This window comes from Methylobacterium sp. A49B (assembly GCF_053346215.1).
In genome coordinates this window covers 1-17,263 of record NZ_JBKFBO010000016.1, presented here as the reverse complement: position 1 = coordinate 17,263, position 17,263 = coordinate 1, and the positions used below count along the sequence as shown (strand labels likewise).

Annotated in this window: 14 protein-coding genes; 7 read left to right on the top strand and 7 right to left on the bottom strand. The window is 71.9% G+C overall.

What is annotated here, in order from left to right:
• Positions 1 to 219: 219 nt before the first annotated feature.
• Entirely contained in the window at positions 220 to 999 is a 780-nt protein-coding gene (locus ACLBX9_RS01890; protein WP_010686792.1) for an invasion associated locus B family protein, read from the bottom strand.
• 487 nt (positions 1,000 to 1,486) lie between these two features.
• Between ACLBX9_RS01890 and ACLBX9_RS01885 the strand changes: the two genes are divergently transcribed.
• Positions 1,487 to 2,713: an AMP-binding protein gene (locus ACLBX9_RS01885; protein ID WP_447717702.1), complete on the top strand. Its 1,227-nt coding sequence runs from the start codon at positions 1,487 to 1,489 to the stop codon at positions 2,711 to 2,713.
• Positions 2,714 to 2,874: 161 nt separating this feature from the next.
• Complete coding sequence (locus ACLBX9_RS01880; RefSeq protein WP_010686790.1) at positions 2,875 to 3,219, top strand: hypothetical protein; 345 nt, start codon at positions 2,875 to 2,877, stop codon at positions 3,217 to 3,219.
• Between the two features lie 42 nt (positions 3,220 to 3,261).
• Here the strand turns inward: ACLBX9_RS01880 and ACLBX9_RS01875 are convergent, their stop codons facing one another.
• A complete protein-coding gene (locus ACLBX9_RS01875) occupies positions 3,262 to 4,476 on the bottom strand; it encodes a UbiH/UbiF family hydroxylase (protein WP_447717701.1) in 1,215 nt (404 codons plus the stop codon).
• A gap of 173 nt (positions 4,477 to 4,649) precedes the next feature.
• Between ACLBX9_RS01875 and ACLBX9_RS01870 the strand changes: the two genes are divergently transcribed.
• Complete coding sequence (locus ACLBX9_RS01870) at positions 4,650 to 5,459, top strand: class I SAM-dependent methyltransferase (RefSeq protein ID WP_447717700.1); 810 nt, start codon at positions 4,650 to 4,652, stop codon at positions 5,457 to 5,459.
• Positions 5,460 to 5,482: 23 nt separating this feature from the next.
• Here the strand turns inward: ACLBX9_RS01870 and ACLBX9_RS01865 are convergent, their stop codons facing one another.
• A complete protein-coding gene (locus ACLBX9_RS01865) occupies positions 5,483 to 6,367 on the bottom strand; it encodes an alpha/beta fold hydrolase (RefSeq protein WP_447717699.1) in 885 nt (294 codons plus the stop codon).
• A gap of 97 nt (positions 6,368 to 6,464) precedes the next feature.
• On the opposite strand from ACLBX9_RS01865, the gene recG reads away from it, so the two are divergent.
• Complete coding sequence (gene recG, locus ACLBX9_RS01860) at positions 6,465 to 8,672, top strand: ATP-dependent DNA helicase RecG (RefSeq protein WP_447717698.1); 2,208 nt, start codon at positions 6,465 to 6,467, stop codon at positions 8,670 to 8,672.
• 297 nt (positions 8,673 to 8,969) lie between these two features.
• Complete coding sequence (locus tag ACLBX9_RS01855) at positions 8,970 to 9,293, top strand: hypothetical protein (protein WP_447717697.1); 324 nt, start codon at positions 8,970 to 8,972, stop codon at positions 9,291 to 9,293.
• 315 nt (positions 9,294 to 9,608) lie between these two features.
• On the opposite strand, the gene ACLBX9_RS01850 is transcribed toward ACLBX9_RS01855, so the two are convergent.
• Both ACLBX9_RS01850 and ACLBX9_RS01845 read right to left on the bottom strand, forming a co-directional pair.
• Positions 9,609 to 10,400 carry a DUF502 domain-containing protein gene (locus ACLBX9_RS01850; protein ID WP_010686783.1) on the bottom strand — a complete coding sequence of 264 codons (792 nt, stop codon included), beginning with the start codon at positions 10,398 to 10,400 and terminating at the stop codon, positions 9,609 to 9,611.
• A gap of 122 nt (positions 10,401 to 10,522) precedes the next feature.
• The gene (locus tag ACLBX9_RS01845; RefSeq protein WP_447717696.1) at positions 10,523 to 11,458 is read right to left on the bottom strand and encodes a sugar kinase; all 936 of its coding nucleotides are present in this window, start codon (positions 11,456 to 11,458) and stop codon (positions 10,523 to 10,525) included.
• Between the two features lie 621 nt (positions 11,459 to 12,079).
• Between ACLBX9_RS01845 and ACLBX9_RS01840 the strand changes: the two genes are divergently transcribed.
• Complete coding sequence (locus ACLBX9_RS01840) at positions 12,080 to 13,105, top strand: PAS domain-containing protein (RefSeq protein ID WP_447717695.1); 1,026 nt, start codon at positions 12,080 to 12,082, stop codon at positions 13,103 to 13,105.
• 177 nt (positions 13,106 to 13,282) lie between these two features.
• Here ACLBX9_RS01840 and ACLBX9_RS01835 read toward each other — a convergent pair whose 3' ends face one another.
• Positions 13,283 to 13,711, bottom strand: coding sequence for a MucR family transcriptional regulator (locus ACLBX9_RS01835; protein WP_447717694.1), 429 nt, complete (start codon positions 13,709 to 13,711; stop codon positions 13,283 to 13,285).
• A gap of 975 nt (positions 13,712 to 14,686) precedes the next feature.
• Here ACLBX9_RS01835 and ACLBX9_RS01830 point away from each other — a divergent pair.
• Positions 14,687 to 16,069 carry a DUF4105 domain-containing protein gene (locus tag ACLBX9_RS01830; protein ID WP_447717693.1) on the top strand — a complete coding sequence of 461 codons (1,383 nt, stop codon included), beginning with the start codon at positions 14,687 to 14,689 and terminating at the stop codon, positions 16,067 to 16,069.
• Between the two features lie 34 nt (positions 16,070 to 16,103).
• Here ACLBX9_RS01830 and ACLBX9_RS01825 read toward each other — a convergent pair.
• Positions 16,104 to 17,263, bottom strand: a 1,160-nt coding sequence (locus ACLBX9_RS01825) for a serine hydrolase domain-containing protein (RefSeq protein WP_447717692.1), incomplete at its 5' end; no start/stop codon positions are given.

Below are 17,263 nucleotides of genomic sequence, written 5' to 3'. Positions count from 1 at the left end.
GGATCACCGTGTCGTACCTGTTCCGCAGCCGGGTCGGCCCCCACCCTGGTCCGCCGGGAAGCCCGGGACCACCGGCCGGATCAGGACCTGCAGTGCTGATCGTAATGCCGGAGTCGCACCCGATGGGGAGCCGGTAGGCGCCGCAAACGCGCGGGGCCGAACCTCGCGGTCCGGCCCCTGGAACGGGCCCGCCTCGCGGCGGGCCGATGCGAAACGGTCTTACTTGGCGGCCGGAGCCGCCGCGCCCGCCGCCGGAGCCGCGCCGGCCGCGCCGCCCTGCTGCTCGAGCTTCTTGCGCATGTCCTCGGAGCGCTTCTCCAGCTCCGCCTGGAGCTTCTTCTGCTGCTCCTCGAGCACCTTCGGATCGACGGCCGGACCGTCGAAGGCCTTGCCGAAGCCGGCCAGCGGCACCGCGAACGTGACCTCGCGCTGGGTCTGGTTCTGCACCGAGACGTTGAGGGTCGTGCCCTTCTTCATCGCGGCGACCACGCCGGCATCGACGCCGCCGGCCTCGGCGAAGCAGCCGTTCGGGAAGCAGACCGCGAAGCGGCCGGCCGTCGGGGTCTGACCGTCGACGTTGAACCGGATGCCCGGCTGCAGCAGCAGGCCGAGGGGCAGCAGGTAGCGGATCACCCGCACCTCCTGCTTCTGGGCGGGGTTCTTCATCTCGTAGACCGCCACCGCCAGCACGGGCTGGCCCTGGTCGGACACGAAGTCGCGGGTCGTGTAGCAGATGTCGGTGCCCGAGTTCTGGTCCTTGCCGCAGACCTTGGTCCAGTCGGCCTGGCTCGGCTCGGACTTCACGGTGACGATCTGCGGGCCGGTCTGGGCGGCCGGGGTGTTGGCCGCCGGGGTGCCCGGCGCGGTCGGCGCGGGGGCGGTCGGGGCCGGGGCGGCGGGCTTCTTCGGCTGCGCCAGGGCCGGCGCGGCCGCGAGGCCGAGGCCCGCGAGACCGAGGAGGGCAGCGCGCGCGCGCGTCGCGGAGCGGGTGAAGGACATCGGCTCTGACCCCTTGGAAGAGACGTGGTGTGACTGGCAGGATGCGGAGCCCGCCTGACGGCAGGTCCGCCGGAGCGACCGGGTGCGCGCCGCCATGACGGGCTGCCATGACGGACCGCCCGGAGGTCCGGATGAATCGGTCCGGTCGTCGGACGGGACTGGCGCCCGGAGGCCCGCATGTCCCGCCCCGACCGGGCGGCCTGCCTTTCCCCTGGAATGAGGCGAAGGCATGACACCGCGGCTTGACACCGCGACGAGCGGGCACGTCGGCGCCCGCTCGTCCGCGGCCGGCCCCCGATAGGCCCGCCTCTGCCCAGCCGCAAGCGCGACGTTGCACGAGCGCGTGATCGGCCCGGTCGCACAGCCCGGGGCCGGCCTTGCGGCATCGGCGGGCGCGGCCGGGCTTAGCGGTCGGTTAACCGTACTCGGCCGACCATGCTGCGGGATCTGCAGTATCGATGGGGCGGCAAGTTTGAGCGCGTTCGCGGTGGCGGAGAGGACGGCCGACGCCGCACCGGACGCGTCCGCGCGGGCCGACGGACTGCGCGGCAACCTGCGCGGCAGTCTGTCCGCCCGCCTGTTCGCGGCGGCGCATACCGGCCCGCAGCGCACGGCCCTGCGTGATTCGGGCGACCGGACCGGCTGGTGCGGGCGTCCGCCGATCGTCTGGACCTACGCGGCCGCCGCCGAGATCGTCGGGCGCCTCGCCCGCGGGATCGGTGCGTGGCGCCTCCCGGCCGGCAGCCGGATCGGCCTGTGGTTCTCCGGGGGGGCCGAATCGGCCCTGGCGCACCTCGCCGTCGAGGCGGCCGGTCACCTGCCCTGCCCGATGCCCGCCACCTGGGATCCCGAGCAGCTCTCCGCCGGGATCGCGGCTGCGGGCCTCGTCGCGGTGCTGACGGAGGGGCGGCGCGGCGAGCGCCGGCCCGCGGACGATCTCACCCATGCGGCCGCGCGGCATTTCAACCTGAGCTACCTCGCCGCCTTCGGACCCGGCGTGCCGGACGGCGTGATCAGCCTCGACGCCATGGCCCTCGAGCGCGGGGTGGCCGAGCCGGTCCCGAGCCTCGGCCTCGTGACCTTCGCGGGCGGCGACCCGGGCCGGCCGGTCTACCGCTCCGCGGAGGCGCTCGCGGCCGCCATCGCGGTGCATCTCGACGCCCTTCCGGTGAGCCCGGACGAGCGGATCCTGACGCTCCTGCCGGCCCATGACCTGCGCGGCCTGGTGACCGGCCTCGGCGCCGCGCTGATGGCCGGGGCCGGCCTCGAGACGGTGATCCCCTTCGACGGTGCGGGCTTCCGCGCCGCCCTGCTGCGGCCCGTGCCGACCCGGCTCGTCGCGCCCGTGCTGATCGAGCCGGCGCTCGCGGCCCTGCCCCTGCCCTGGACCGTGCGCACCCTCAACGTCGTTCACCGGGCGCCGGCCTCCCTGAAACTTTCCGCGCCCGGCCCCGCGGTCCCGCAGCGCCTCGACTCCCTGGTCTTCGACGAGGAGGCCGTGCTGACCCGTCCCGGTCTGCAAGACCTCGCCGCGACCCTGGACGATCCGGACCGGGCACCCCTGCCCCGAGCCCTCCTGGCGCTCGCCCGCCGCGCCGATGGCGGCCTGGCCTATCGCGGCCCGGCCTGCGCGACGGCGCCGCTCCCCCGCGGCGAGATCCCGGACACGGACGCGGCGACCTGGCGGGGCGCGGCCCGCGCGGCGAAAGCCTGAACGCCGGCCCATGGGCGGTTCATCCCGCGCTCAGGCGCGGCGGATAATCTCGCATCTGCACACAGTCCGACGGATCCGAACCGTACCTTCGCGGGTTCTGCAACGGATTGTGGTCACGGCTACCTTTCCAAGCTGTGCCGGATGGAGTACCGCTCAAGCTCATGGGTGCGCTGCAACAAGTGCTCGTGGTCGATGACGGCGTTCGCGCCGTCGACCGGTCCCTTTCGGGCGAGCTGGCCAACCTGGGCTACGCGAGCGTCACCGCCTCCATGGAGGCGGCGGACGACGTGCTGGCCGTGATCGCCCGTCCCTCCGCCGTCCTGCTCCAGACCCCGACCCGCCGGAATCCCGCCTATGCCCGCCGGGCCGCGCGCCTGCGCTCCCAGCTTCGGGATCGCGGGATCCCCGTCATCCTGATCGGCGATTCGGGCGAGGTCCGCTCCGGCGGACCCGTCGACCTCGCGACCCGCCTCGGCGCCTACGTGGCGGCCCAGCCGGACCTCTAAGTCTTCGTCCTCCCCAGGACGGGGCGAGGTCGAGCCGTTGCTCTACCGCGTCCCGCGCATCAGCTCCGGCGCGCCGATCCGCGGCAGCACACCCTCCCGCATCACCAGCCGCCGCAGCGGCCCGAGCTGCGCCATCGCCAGGAGACCGAGGCCGCGGAGCGCATCCACCGGCAGCAGGTCGGTCAGCAGGCTGCGGTTGAGGAGATCGACCGCGGCCGTGCGCGCCGCCGTATCGATTCGGCGGGCGCGGGCATAGGCGTCGAGCGCCGGACGGCTCCCGGGATCGCGCCCGTCCCGGGCGGCGTCGCGGATCACGTCCCGCAGGGTCGCGGCATCGCGCAGGCCGAGATTCAGGCCCTGCGCGCCGATCGGCGGGAAGACGTGCGCCGCCTCGCCGATCAGCGCCAGCCGCTGGGCCACCGGACGCGCCACCGCGAGCCCGCGCATCGGCACGAGGCCGCGCGGGCCGTCGACCCGCATCGCGCCGAGCATCCCCCGGGCCTGCCGCTCCACCGCCCGACCGAGGGCCGCGTCGTCGAGGGCGGCGAGCCGCCGGGCCGCCCCCTCCCCGGTCACCCAGACGAGGCTGGAGCGGTGCCCGCCCGGCAGCGGCACCAGGGTGAAGGGGCCGGAGCGGGTGTGGAATTCGGTGGAGACGTCCCGGTGCGGCCGGTCATGGGCCAGGATCGTGGTGATGGCGCTCTGCGGGTAGGTCCAGTCGCGCACGCGCAGGCCGCTCGCGGCCCGGAGCGGGGAGCGTCCCCCGTCCGCGGCGACCACCAGCCGGGCCTCGATCGCGCCGCCCCCTGCCAGGGCGATCCGCGCGGCCGCTTCGCCGGGTGCGGCACCGGCGGAATCCGCCTCGACCAGGGTGAGGTTCTCCTGGGCCCGGGCGCGGGCGCGCAGGCTCTCGACCAGGCGGGCGCTCTCGACGTTCCAGCCGAAGGCGTCCAGGCCGATCTCGGCGGCCTCGAAGCGCACCGGCGGCGGCCGGAACAGGCTGCCGGTGTCGTCGACGATCTGCAGGGTGCAGAGCGGGCTCGCCTGCGGCGCCACGGCCGCCCAGGCCCCCAGCGCCCCCAGGAAGCGCACCGAGCCGTCGAGCAGCGCCACGGTGCGCCCGTCCGCCACGGGCGCGTGGCGGCCGACCAGGGCCGTCGGGACTCCCTCCCGGGCGATCGCCAGCGCGGCGGCGAGACCGGCGGCTCCCGCCCCGACCACGGCGACGTCGAAGGCCATGTTGGCTATCTCGGACATGCTGTCTTGTGCGAACCTCTGCCCGTTCCCCTGCCGATCGGCCCTCTTCCGCTGTCGGGAAGTGCGGGACCCGCGGCTTGCCATCCGCGCGGCACCTGCCCGTATCTGCGCTTTCGGCTCTCTCTGCCAACCCCGCCCCGCGAAGGCCACAGCGCCGCAGCCCGGAGGTCCGCATGCCGGTGCGATTCGGCCCCTCATCCAGCTTCGCCGCCGTGGCGCCGCGCTACGACGCGACCCGCCGAATCCCGGAGGTGCACCTGCTGGCCTGCTACGACCGCCTGATCGCGGCCGGATTGTTCCCCCAGCGCGGCCGGATCTGTGACGCGGGCTGCGGCACCGGCCAGATCTCCCTGCCGCTCGCCGGGTGCGGCTACAGGGTCGTGGGCTACGATCTCGCGGCGGAGATGGTGCTCCGCGCGCGGGCCAAGGTCCGGCCGGGCTGGGATGCCCTCTACGCGGTGGCCGACGTCCGTGCCCTGCCCGAACGGGATGCCGCCTGCGATGCCGTGGTCGTCTCGAAGCTGTTCATGCACATCGCCGACTGGCAGGCGGCCGCGCTGGAGCTGATACGCGTCGCGCGGCCCGGCGCGCCCATCGTGCATCTGCGCGACCGGGGGGCCTACGGCACCGAGATCCGCCGGCACTTCACGGGGCGCCTCCGCGCGGCTGGCTTCGACAGGCTGTTCCTCGGACCCGACCCCGGTTCGAGTGCCGACCTCGTCGCCTTCATGACCGCTCAGGGCTGGCCGCTGGTACCGGTGGCGACAGACGATATCGGCTGGCGCTTCGAGACGACGGCCGCCGAAACGCTCCGGGGTTTGCGCGAGCGCATCTTCGCCGAGTTCTGGTACGTGCCGGACGCCGCGTATGCGACGGCCCTAGCCGAGACCGAAGCCTGGGCGGCGGCCGAGCCCGGCGGCCTCGCCCGGACCGAGACCATGACGCCGTACCTCGCGGTTGACCTGTTCCGGGCCGCAGGCTGAACACCGTCAGCCCAGGAACGCCGTCAGCCCAGGAACGCCGCCAGCTCCGAGAAAACCTCCTCCGGCCGCTCCTCCTGGAGGGTGTGGCCGCAGTCGAGGGCCCGGCCCGAGACGGTGGTGGCCTTCTCGCGCCAGGTCTCCAGCACGTCGTAGGTCTGGCCCACCGTGCCCTTCGCGCCCCAGAGCGCCAGCAGCGGCGCCGTGACGCGCGCCTGCGAATCGGCCGCGTCGTGCTCCAGGTCGATCCCGGCGGCGGCCCGGTAATCCTCGCAGATCGCGTGCCGGCAGGCCGGGTCGGAATAGCAGCGCAGGTACTCGGCGAAGAGGTCCGGCGGCGTCGAGCCGGGGGTCTTGGACTGGCCCTCGACGTGGTGGCGCAGGAAGTATTCCGGATCCGCCCCGATCAGCGTCTCCGGCAGGGGATGGGGCTGGATGAAGAAGAACCACCAGAAATAGCGGGTGGCGAAATCCTTGTCGGTGCGCGCGTACATGGTCGCGGTCGGCGCGATGTCGAGGACCGCGACCCGCTCGACGGCTTGGGCGTGGTCCAGGGCGAGGCGGTGGGCGACGCGTCCGCCCCGGTCGTGGCCGACCACGGCGAAGCTTTCGTGGCCGAGGGTCCGCATCACCGCGACCGCGTCGGCCGCCATGGCGCGCTTGGCGTAGGTGGCGTGCCGCTCGCCGCCCGGGGGCTTGGCCGAATCGCCGTAGCCGCGCAGGTCCATGGCCACGACGCTGCGGCGCTCCGCGAGGCGCGGGGCGACGTGCAGCCACGTGGACAGGGTCTGCGGATGACCGTGCAGCAGCAGGACCGGCGGCCCGGAGCCGCCCGAGCGGGCCTGGATCGTCACGCCCGGTTCGGTCTCGATCCGGTGCCGCTCGAACCCGGGCAGGAAGTCGCTGGCCATGGGGGAGGATCTCCATCGCGCCGCACGGGCGCCGCACTGGCGCGGCGCGATGCACCGGATGATAAGGCGCCTCCGGCACCATGTCCGCCGAACCGCCATGACAGATGCACGCGCGCCTCACGACCCGGTCCTGAACGCCCCCGAAGCCGTCGAGGCCCCGGAGGGCGCCCCCGCGGCCGCCCCGGCCCTGCGCCCGAGCATCCTCGACGCGCTCTTCGCGCCGGCCCGCGCACTGCCGGGCATCGGCCCGAAGATGGCGCCGCTGATCGAGAAGCTGCTCGGCACCCCCGAGCGCGAGGCCCGGGTCGTGGACCTGCTGTTCCACCTGCCCCAGGGCGGCGTGGCGCGGAAGCTCATGGGCTCGATCAGCGAGGCGCCCACGGGCGAACCGGTGACGATCGGCGTCACCGTGGTGGCGCACCGTCCGGCGCAGATCGGGGCCGGCAAGCGCCCGCATCGGGTGCTGGTGGAGGATGCCTCCGGCGACATCTCGCTGGTGTTCTTCGGCATGCCCCGCGCCCGGGTCGAGAAGATGCTGCCCCTCGGCGCGCACCGCTACATCACCGGCCGGATCGACCTCTGGGACGGCACCCGCCAGATGGTCCACCCGTCCCGGATCGTCGACGAGGCGGGCTTGGCCGAACTGCCCGCCGTCGAGCCGGTCTACGGCGCCACCGAGGGGCTGACCTCCCGGGCGATCAACAAGCTCGCGGTCGCGGCCCTCGACCGCCTGCCGGTCCTGCCGGAATGGCAGGATGCGGCCTGGCTGGAGCGGAACCGCCTGCCCGCCTTCGCGGACGCGCTCCGTCTGGAGCACCGCCCCGAGGAGGCGCCGCCGAAGGCCGAGGACCCGCTCCAGCCGCCGCCGGGGACGCCGGCCCGGCGGCGCTTGGCCTATGACGAGCTCCTCGCCTCGCAGCTGGCGCTCGCCCTGCTGCGCGCCCGCCAGCGGCGCAAGGCCGGCCGGGTCAACGCCGGCGACGGGGCCCTGAGCGGGCGCATCGCGGCTGCCCTCCCCTTCGCGCTGACCGGAGCCCAGGCCCGGGCGGTGGCGGAGATCCGCGCGGATCTCGCCGCGCCGCGCCGGATGCTGCGCCTGCTCCAGGGCGATGTCGGCTCGGGCAAGACCGCGGTGGCGCTGCTCGCCATGGCGTCGGCCGCGGAGGCCGGGCGTCAGGCCGCGCTGATGGCCCCCACCGAGATCCTGGCCCGGCAGCATTTCGAGCGGCTGAAGCCCCTCGCCGGTCCCCTGCGGCTGCGGCTGATGACCGGCCGCGACAAGGCCGCGGAGCGGAAGAGCACGCTGGCCGATCTCGCGGCGGGCGAGATCGACATCCTCGTCGGCACCCACGCCCTGTTCCAGGAGGCCGTGACCTTCCGCGACCTCGGCCTCGCCGTGGTAGACGAGCAGCACCGGTTCGGCGTCCACCAGCGCCTCGCGCTCGGCGCCAAGGGCGAGGCGGTCGACTTCCTGGTGATGACCGCGACGCCGATCCCCCGCACCCTGGCGCTGACCTTCTTCGGCGACATGGACGTCTCGATCCTCGACGAGAAGCCCGCCGGCCGGCAGCCGATCCGCACGATCACGCTGCCCACCGAGCGGATCGACGAGGTCGTGGCCGGCCTCGCCCGGGCGATCGCCGGGGGCGAGCGGGTCTACTGGATCTGCCCGCTGGTGGAGGAATCCGAGTTCATCGACCTCGCCGCCGCCGCCGAGCGCTTCGACGACCTGCAAAAGCATTTCGGGGACGCGGTCGGTCTGATCCACGGCAAGATGCCGGGCCCCGAGAAGGACGCCGCCATGGCGCGCTTCGCCGCCGGGGAGACCAAGCTCTTGGTCTCGACCACCGTGGTGGAGGTCGGGGTCGACGTGCCCGAGGCCACCATCATGGTCATCGAGCACGCGGAGCGGTTCGGGCTGGCGCAGCTGCACCAGCTCCGCGGCCGGGTCGGGCGCGGCTCCAAGGCGTCGTCCTGCCTGCTGCTCTACCGGGGGCCCCTCGGCCAGGTGTCGCGGGCGCGGCTGGAGATGATGCGCGAGAGCGAGGACGGCTTCCGCATCGCCGAGGCCGACCTGAAGCTGCGCGGCGAGGGCGAGGTGCTGGGCACCCGCCAGTCGGGACTGGCCGCCTTCCGGCTGGCGCGTCTGGAGAGCGACGGCGGCCTGCTGGAGGCGGCCCGCGACGACGCCCGGATGATCGTGGAGCGCGATCCCGGCCTGAAGAGCCCGCGGGGCCAAGCGCTGCGGGTGCTGCTCTACCTGTTCGAGCGCGAGGCCGCGATCCGGCTGATCGGGGCTGGATGAACGGCAAGATGAACGGCGTCGTTCAGGAAAGCCCGGCGTTCATGAACGGTTGGGCCGGGAATCGTTTCCGATCGGCGGGATCGGTAGTCCGATGCGGCAATGTCACAGGCGCTCGGGAAAGAGCCGTATTTTCAAGGTGTTGGCGGAGCGGCGCCGAAGCTTGGCCGCGCTCCGGCGGCGGCTTGGCGGCCTGCGGACAGGTCTCGTGACCTTGCATCAGCCATATTCTTCCCTTAACTGGAGATGAACGAATGGCCCGGTAAGCCGGGACATCACGGACGAATCTGGAGGACGGACATGTCGAACGGACTGTTCCAAAACCTGCCGGGCTCCCACGAGATGGCCGGTATCCAAGCCCTGCCGAACGAGCCCTGGCTGCTGCCGATCTCGGATCGCGCCGCCGAGGCGGCGAGCAAGACCGCGGACGAGTTGCAGGCCGCCGTGCGGCGGGCCGCCCGCCCCTTCTGGCTGGCCGCCAACGGGCTCTGCATCGCCCTCGGGCTCGCCCTCACGCTTCAGTGCGCCACCGGCTGGATCCCGACGGCGCCGCGCAGCGCCGTGACGGTGGCCCAGGCGACCCCGCCGACCATCGCGCCGCAGACGGCGTCGCTGCAGCGCTGAGCCGACTCGGCAGGCTGAAGAGGAAGGGCCGTCCCGCCGCGCGGGACGGCTTTTTTCGTGGACGATTGCCGCCCCTCCGGTTGCCTCCCCAGGCCTCGGGGGTGGTGAAATCGGGGTGACGGGAGCCTCGGTTGCGCTCCGGTGCCTCGGGATGGAATCCTAAGCGGACCAGACGGTGTCCCCGCTTCGACGGTCCCGGCCGACGCTATCGTCATCGCGCGCGGAGCGAAGCGACCCGGGGAAACGCGACCTCGGCAGGCGTGGCGCTTCTGGATCGCTTCGCTCCGCGCGCGAAGACGGCGACCGGAAGCGGTATCACGCGTCCTGCGGCTCGCGCCGTGGGGTGCCCCCCACCGGCTGGGCCGCCCGCAGGGAGGCCGCCATGGCGTTGAGCCGGCCCTGCGGGTCCTCCGGCTGGATCACGCCCGCCGACATCACCAGCTTGGCCGCGTCGTCGACGCTGATGGCGAGTTCCACCACCTCGGCCCGCGGCAGGTAGAAGAAGAAGCCCGTGGTGGGATTGGGCGCGCAGGGCAGGAACACGCCCACGAGCTCGTCCGCGGCGGCGCCCCGGTCCCGCAGGGCGCCCTCGATCTCGGCCGCCGCCGGGGCGGACAGGAACACCACCGACCACGTGCCCTTCACGGGAAACTCCACCAGCCCCACCGTGCGGAACGAGGTGCCGTTGGCCGAGAACAGGGTCTCGAAGATCTGCCGCAGGCCCTTGTAGAGGCCGGAGATCACCGGCGTCCGGGCGAGCAGCACCTCGCCGAACTCGATCACCGAGCGGCCGACGAGGTTCGCCGTGAGGAAGCCCAGCAGGGTCACCGCCAGGAACGCGATGACGAGGCCGAGGCCGGGGATGGAGAACGGCAGGTAATGGTCCGGGAGGTAGCTCGCCGGCACCAGCGGCTTCACGAAGGAGTCGATCAGCGCGATGAACCACCACGTGATGTAGGCGGTGATCGCCAGCGGGCCGGCCACGATGATGCCGGTGAGGAAGTAGGTGCGCAGCCGCCCGCGCGCGCTGACCCGCGTCTTCGGGGCGCCGCCGGGCGCGGAGACCTCGGGCTCGGGGCCCTGAACCGGCGGGGGACTCGGCGCCACGGTTGCCCTCTCGGCCGCTCGACGCGCGGCGATCCTGCTGCGGGGGCCATTCCCCGGGAGGGAGAGGTAGCGGTTGCGCTTGCCCGTCTCAAGGGCGGGGGCGCCACGGTCCCCCGCCGCCGTCAGGACGCGGGATCGGGCGGCCGGAACGCCATGGCCGGCATCGCGTCCCGCGGGATCACCGCGCCGCGATGGCCGATCACCGCCCCGGCGAGGCGGTGGGCCTCGCCGGCGGCGGCCTCGGGCGCCAGCCCGGCGAGGCGCGCGGCGAGGTAGCCCGCCGCGAAGCTGTCCCCCGCGGCCGTCGTGTCGACGACGCGCTCCACCGGCCCGGCCGGCACGGCGGTGTCGGACGCCCCGTGCAGCACCCGGGCGACGGGCCCGGATCGACCCGAAGCCTTGAGCACGATCTCGGCCCGGCCGCGATGGCGCAGGACCTCGTCCTCGCCCGTCTCGCCGAAGAGCCAGTCCAGATCCTCCACCGAGGCGAAGATCAGGTCGGCCTGCGCCAGGGCCGCGCGGAAGGTGGTCCGGGCCTCCTCCCGGTCGGGCCAGCCGCGGGGGCGGTAATTGGTGTCGAAGGCGACCCGTCCGCCCCGGGCGCGCAGGGCCGACAGGGTCTCCGCCAGGGCGGCGCGCCCGCCCGCGCCGTAGAGCGAGAGGCTGATGCCCGAGACGTAGACGAGGTCGTAGGTCGCGAGGGCGGCGCGGGTCCCGGCAGCGTCCGGGCCGGTGAAGAGATCGCGGGCCGCGGCGCGGTCGCGCCAGTAGTGGAAGCTGCGCTCGCCGGCCGGGTCGGTGCGGATGATGTAGAGGCCCGGCATCCGGCCCGGCATCCGGCGCACTGCGCCGAGGCCGATGCCTTCCCGGGCCCAGGACGCCGCCATCTCGTCGCTCCAGACGTCGTCGCCGAGTGCCGTGACGTAGTCGACCGCGACTCCGAGACGGGCGAGGTAAAGGGCGGTGTTGAGCGTGTCGCCGCCGAATCCGCGGGCGAGGCTCCCGTCGGGGCGCTCCGACAATTCCACCATGCACTCGCCGATGCAGGCGACTCTCATGCGGTTCCTCCCGGTGCGTCGGCTGTTCCCCGCACCGTTTGTCCCGGCCTGTCAATCTCCGCCCGGGGGACGGATCGGCCGCGCGTCCAGGGCTCCCCACCGAGGAGACCCGGACGCGTCATGACGATCCCACGTCGAGATTTATAGATTTGCATATTGATTGGTAAATCAATCGGTTTTTCCATGTAATATCTGTCGTAGATTTCCAATAATATTGTTCTACAATGAGCAAAACACGATTTAAGATCTGAACTGATCGATCGCGTATCCCGACGTTCACATCTTTATGAACAGGAAAATCGTACTTTTAAACGCGCGTTAGGCGGAACACGTCACGCAGAGCGGGTGCCCATGTCGACTTCGCACCGGAGCTCGCGTGACCGACGGACCATCGCGGCGTGCGATCCCCGCCCGAGCAGGGTGGCGATCATCGCAGCCGGCGGCGCGGATGCGGACCTCAAAACCGATTGTCACGAAGACGTTTTTGCCATGAATCACGTTTCGTACGAGATCTTGTCGCGGGCCGCATCGTTGTGTCGGGCGAGGCTCGAAATACATCCGTTGACGGTCCGGTGAAAAATCGGCGACACCGTCCGAGGAGTCGAACTGGGTAGTTCGGTCATGTTCCATTCTGCTTTGAGCGCCCTGACATTCTCGTCCGGAGAATTTCTGACCATCACCGAGAGCCGGGGGGTGAGCGGTGCCTGGAGCTGGATCTTCGCGGGCGGGGACCAGGTCTGGTCACCGGGCTTCTATCGCCTGCTCGGCCTGGTGCCGAACGCCGCGAAGGCGAACTACGATCTGCTGCTCTCGTTGATCCACCCGGAGGATCGGCACCGGCTGCCCTCCCTCGCCGAGGTCCGCCAGGGTCACGTTCCCCGGGAGGTGACCGTCCGGGTGATTCGCCCGAACGGCACGATCCGGACCCTCTCGCTGACGATGGAGGTGCGCTTCTCGGCCGAGGGGCGGCCCGTGGCCATCAGCGGCATGGCCCTCGACGTGAGCGACCGCGAGCAGCTGGTCCAGCTGCGGCATGAGGAGCGCCGCCGCCGGGGCGCGCTCTATCTCACCGAGCACATCGCCACCTTCTCGGTGGGGCTCGACCTGATCCGCGAGCTGCCCTTCGAGGTGGCGCAGGTCCACGGCCTCCCCTTCGAGGAGATCAGTGTCGACCCCTACATCATGATCGTCCCGGAGGAGCGCGGAGCCTTCCAGGCGGTCGCGGCGGAGCAGATCGAGCGGCGGACGTTCTTCCAGGGGACGGCCCACGAGCGACTCGCCAACGGCGAGCTCTGGCACTTCCGGATCCTGACGATGCCGGTCTGGGATCCGGACGGCACGTATCTCGGCCGGAGCGGCCTCAAGTTCCCGGTGCGGACGGGCGCGCGGCTGCCGGCCACCCTGCACACGGGCCTCGAGCAATCCGTGACCGGCCACCACCTGCGTGCCGCCAGGGCCCTGCTCGACTGGTCGATGATGGATCTGGCCCGGGCGAGCGGCCTGTCGCATTCCACGGTGCGGCGGCTCGAGGAGGACAGCGAGCATCGGGGCAGCCGGTCGCGCCTTCACGCCGCCGAGGCGCTGCGCCGGGCCGGGGTCCGCTTCGTGGTCATGGAAGACGGAACCCTGGCGGTCGCCCGGGCCTGAAGCGCCCGCGAACGCACCACCTACCCCTCCGGCGGCCCGGAGCCGGACCGGAAGTCCCGCCGAACGCGCGCCCCCGCGCGTGGGCGGATCTCCCGGTCAGGGCGACGGCCGGGCCGGCCCACGCCGCTCATCGGCGGCTCGGGCCGTCGACGGGCGGCGAAGCGGCACCCGTGCCGGTCAGGCGGCCTTGTGGCCGAGCTGGATCGCCTTGGCGATCTGCGAGCGCTTGGCGGCGTAGCCGGGGGCGACCATCGGGTAGTCGGCCGGCAGGCCATACTTGGCCCGGTAGCGCTCGGGGGTGAGCCCGTGCGCCGTGAGGTGGCGCTTCAGGGTCTTGTAGGGCCGGCCGTCGATGAAGCTGATCAGGCCGTCCTGCTGGATCGATTCCTCGATCTGCGCCGCCGTCGGGCCGGTCCAGCCCGGGCCCGAGCCCGACGTCCCGCCCTGCAGGACCGAGATCGCCGTGTGAACCTGATCGATCAGAACCGGAAGGTCACCCACGCCCACCGCATTCCGCGACACATAAGCGGCAACCAGAGATGCCGTGCACTTGATCAGATCCGTGTTCAGATCTGCGGACTTTTCATGCAAATCAATCGTGTTCATGAACCCCCCGGTACAGAAAAGCGAAGTCATCTCGACAGTTTCCGAGAGGCGGCCAATTCAACGCGACTCGCCGGCCTCTTCGTCAGCCGTAATGCTTCGGCTCTGCCAACATTGGCGCCTAAAAATACAAAATTGGAAACAAAAGTCTAGTGTTTATCTAAAGATTACTTTGAACACATTTGGTCCGCGGCGTTTAACATGAGGTTGCGCAGCCATCTGATCGACGACAATTATTGCGCAGCGGCCGAGATCATGCGGAATCGTCGCGGCGATGACTTTGAATGGCCTTTCAAAGACCGCGTGTGAGCGCGCGAATCAGCCGTCGTGACGCGGACTGACCGGTTGCGAACGCCGTTTAATGTCACCGGGGCAGCATCGGGACGGATCGCGCCGGACCACCTGCCGGTGGTCCTGCGTTTATGTTTACTGATGTCAAATGAAGTATTCGGCTATATAAAGCCAATGAAGTTCAGCCTATAATAAATTATAACTGCATATCTAACGCAGCTATCAGTCATGCCGGAAGCGGGGGTGCCAAGGCCGGGCCGGCGGGCGGCTGACTCATGAGAGGACAGTTTCCATAGGACGCTCAAGCTTTCATAAAGCATTCATTATCCTCAGCGGGCGAGGTCGCGCGGATCTCCGCCGGCGCGCCGCGGCGGTTGCGGTGGCCGCCTGCGTACCCCGCAATCCGGCCGCGTGCGGGCCGTCACGTCCCGACGCTTGGCACCGGACGGGACAGTTGCGCCTCAGATTTCGTTAAGCTTATCGCGGTCCGGACGACATCTGCTGGCCTGCGGTCGGCGATCCGATTAACAGAGTCATCAGGCAAGTCGGCGATCTTGCGGCCGGAGCATCTTGCATGCCGTCCGAACAACCGCGCTTTCTCTTCGGCGCGGATGGATCCCGGACCGTGCGGGACGGGTCCTTCGATGCGCTGACCAGGGCGACCTCTCCATGTCCGGACCGGATTCGATGTCACTTCCGCGCTCCCTCTCGACGCTGGCATCGCCGGGGCCCGAGGACGTGGTCGGCGGCCGGATGGCCCCCCTCTGGCTGCTGCTCGTGGGGTGCGCCGCCGTCCGCCGCCACTGGCATCTGATCCTGGCGACCGGCCTCGTCTGGTCGCTCCTCGGCCTCGCCGTCGTCGTCGATTCCCTCGACGGGGCGCTCCACGTCCCGGACCGGTGGTTCGGCCTGATCCTGCTCGCCGAGGGCGTGAGTTCGCTGGCGGTGGGCGCGGCCGCCATGGGCGCGGCGCGGCGGCTGCGATTCCTCAAGGGCGGCCTGCTCACGATCATGGCCGTGCTGATCATGATGGCCACGCGGCACAGCACCTTCCTGCTCGCCATGATCTTCGGCATCGCCTTCACGGTCGACGGCGTGGTCCGGATCACGATCGCGGGCCTGCTGAAATTCACGGGCTGGCGGATCTCGGCGGCCCTGGGCGGCCTCAGCGTCGCCTTCGGCCTGTTCCACCTCCAGCCCTGGCCGACCTGGTACGCCGGGACGGTGGGCTACTGCATCGGCATGTTCCTGATCCTGAACGGCGCCAACCTGGCGCTGGTCGGCCTGCGCATCCGGCGTCTGCGGGCGGCGGCCGGGTCCGAGGCGCCGACGGCGACCGACAGCCTGACGGTCCATGTCTGGACCCCGACGGGACAGGCCACCACCCCCGCCAGCCAGCGGCTGATCCGACGCTACGTGGCCTCCGTCGACAAGGCGGGGCGCTACTCCACCGGCCACGCGGCCCTCGAGCAGGGCGGCGACCTCTACATCAGCCACTACCCGGCCGTGGAGATCGACCGCTCGCCCGCCAACCTGCGGTCGAGCCTGCGCGCCGGCCACGAGAACGACGTGCCCGGGCGTTTCCTGCCCTCGCACGCCGACGAGGTCGCGGATTGGTGCGCGGCGACGGTCGCGGTGCCGCTGACCGGCATCGACGCCGCGCGCCTGCGGGCCTTCTGGGCGGCCTACAGCCAGGACACCACCTACAACTTCATCAGCCGCAACTGCTCGACCACGGTCGCGCGGGCGCTCGACGTCGCCGTCGAGGGTGCGTTCAGCCGCGGCGGCCATCCCTGGCGGACGCTCGCCCGGGCGCTCACCACCCCGGAATTCTGGGCCGCTTCCTTCCTGCGCAACGGCGCCCGGTCCATGACCTGGACCCCGGGCCTCGTCCTCGACTACACGCGGGCGCTCAGCGCCCTGGTCGATCCGGCCTCGCCGGTGCCGTCCATCCCGTGGAAGCGGGTCGGCTGGCGGCTCGCGCGCAACTGGCGGGCGCGCGCCCTGGCCCGGCTGAACCCGCTCGCGCGGCGCCCGTCCCTGACGGATGCCGGCCCGACGGGGGCCTGATCGCGCCCCGCGGGGCCGGTCGCGGAGATCGCGGTCAGCGGGGGGGCCGGGCCGCGTCCGGACGGCTGGCGGCGAGATCGGCCGCGATGGCCTGCATCACCGCGAGCGTGTCGATCTCGTCCTGCTCGGCCCCGTGGTCGCTGAGCTTGACGATCACCGTGCCGGTGTCCCGGTTGACGTAGATGTACTGGCCGTAGACGCCGATCGCCGAGATGTCGCCGTCGTCGCCCCCCGGCGCGTGCCACCACTGGGCCGAGTACTGCCAGCCGTCGACGTCGCGCCGGGCGGGCGTCAGGATCCGCTCGATCCAGCGCGCCGGGACGATGCGGTTCGCGCCCGTCCGGCCCTGGTCGGCCACCAGCAGGCCGAGGCGGGCGAAGTCCCGGGCCGTCGCGTTGATGCAGCAGAACGCCTTCTCGACGCCGCCCGCCCGATCGAGGTTCCAGGTGGCGTCGGCCTGCGCGCCCATGGGCTTCCAGATCCGGTCCGAGAGGATGTCGGCCAGCGGACGCCCCTCGACGCGGGCGAGGATCAGCCCGAGCAGCTCGGTGTCGATGCTGCGGTAGCGGCCCCGGCTGCCGGGTTTGAAGGACAGGTGCGCGTTGTCGCGCACGAAGCCCTCGATGTCCCGGGTCAGGTACATCCCGGCGGTGCCGGTCAGGGGATGCCGGGGGTCGTAGTTCTCCGGCACGGCGATCCCGCTCGCCATGTCGAGGAGGTTGCGCACGGTGATCTGGCCGAAGACCGCGCCGTTCTTCAACGCGGGCAGCAGGGTGGCGACGCGGTCGGTCTCGGCGAGCTGGCCGCGGGCGATCGCGGCGCCGACCAGGAGCGACACGATGGACTTCGCCACGGACCACGAGGGGAACAGGGTCGCCGGCCCGGTGCCGGGGCGCTGCCATTCGTGGATCAGGACGCCGTCCTGCAGGACCAGGAAGGCGTTGGTGTGGGTCGCCTCCAGGACCGTCATGAGCGGGACCGTCCGCCCCTTCCAGGCGACGCGGTCGAGGATCGGGCGCGGCCGCTCCGGCAGGGCGCTCGCCTGCGCGGGCGCCCGGACGATCCGGCTCGGGAACCACGGGCCCACCGCCGACGGCTCGATCACCGCGAGCGCCGTGAGGGTGACGGGATCGGGCACGTTGACCAGCGCGGTGGCGGCCCAGGCGCAGCCCGCCGCCGCGGCGGCGCCGGCCG

Coding starts and splice junctions, on each gene's coding strand:
- ACLBX9_RS01890 (WP_010686792.1), bottom strand. CDS start 999: ATGTCCTTCACCCGCTCCGCGACGCGCGCGCGCGCTGCCCTCCTCGGT.
- ACLBX9_RS01880 (WP_010686790.1), top strand. CDS start 2,875: ATGGGTGCGCTGCAACAAGTGCTCGTGGTCGATGACGGCGTTCGCGCC.
- ACLBX9_RS01875 (WP_447717701.1), bottom strand. CDS start 4,476: ATGTCCGAGATAGCCAACATGGCCTTCGACGTCGCCGTGGTCGGGGCG.
- ACLBX9_RS01870 (WP_447717700.1), top strand. CDS start 4,650: ATGCCGGTGCGATTCGGCCCCTCATCCAGCTTCGCCGCCGTGGCGCCG.
- ACLBX9_RS01865 (WP_447717699.1), bottom strand. CDS start 6,367: ATGGCCAGCGACTTCCTGCCCGGGTTCGAGCGGCACCGGATCGAGACC.
- recG (WP_447717698.1), top strand. CDS start 6,465: ATGACAGATGCACGCGCGCCTCACGACCCGGTCCTGAACGCCCCCGAA.
- ACLBX9_RS01855 (WP_447717697.1), top strand. CDS start 8,970: ATGTCGAACGGACTGTTCCAAAACCTGCCGGGCTCCCACGAGATGGCC.
- ACLBX9_RS01845 (WP_447717696.1), bottom strand. CDS start 11,458: ATGAGAGTCGCCTGCATCGGCGAGTGCATGGTGGAATTGTCGGAGCGC.
- ACLBX9_RS01840 (WP_447717695.1), top strand. CDS start 12,080: ATGTTCCATTCTGCTTTGAGCGCCCTGACATTCTCGTCCGGAGAATTT.
- ACLBX9_RS01835 (WP_447717694.1), bottom strand. CDS start 13,711: ATGAACACGATTGATTTGCATGAAAAGTCCGCAGATCTGAACACGGAT.
- ACLBX9_RS01830 (WP_447717693.1), top strand. CDS start 14,687: ATGTCACTTCCGCGCTCCCTCTCGACGCTGGCATCGCCGGGGCCCGAG.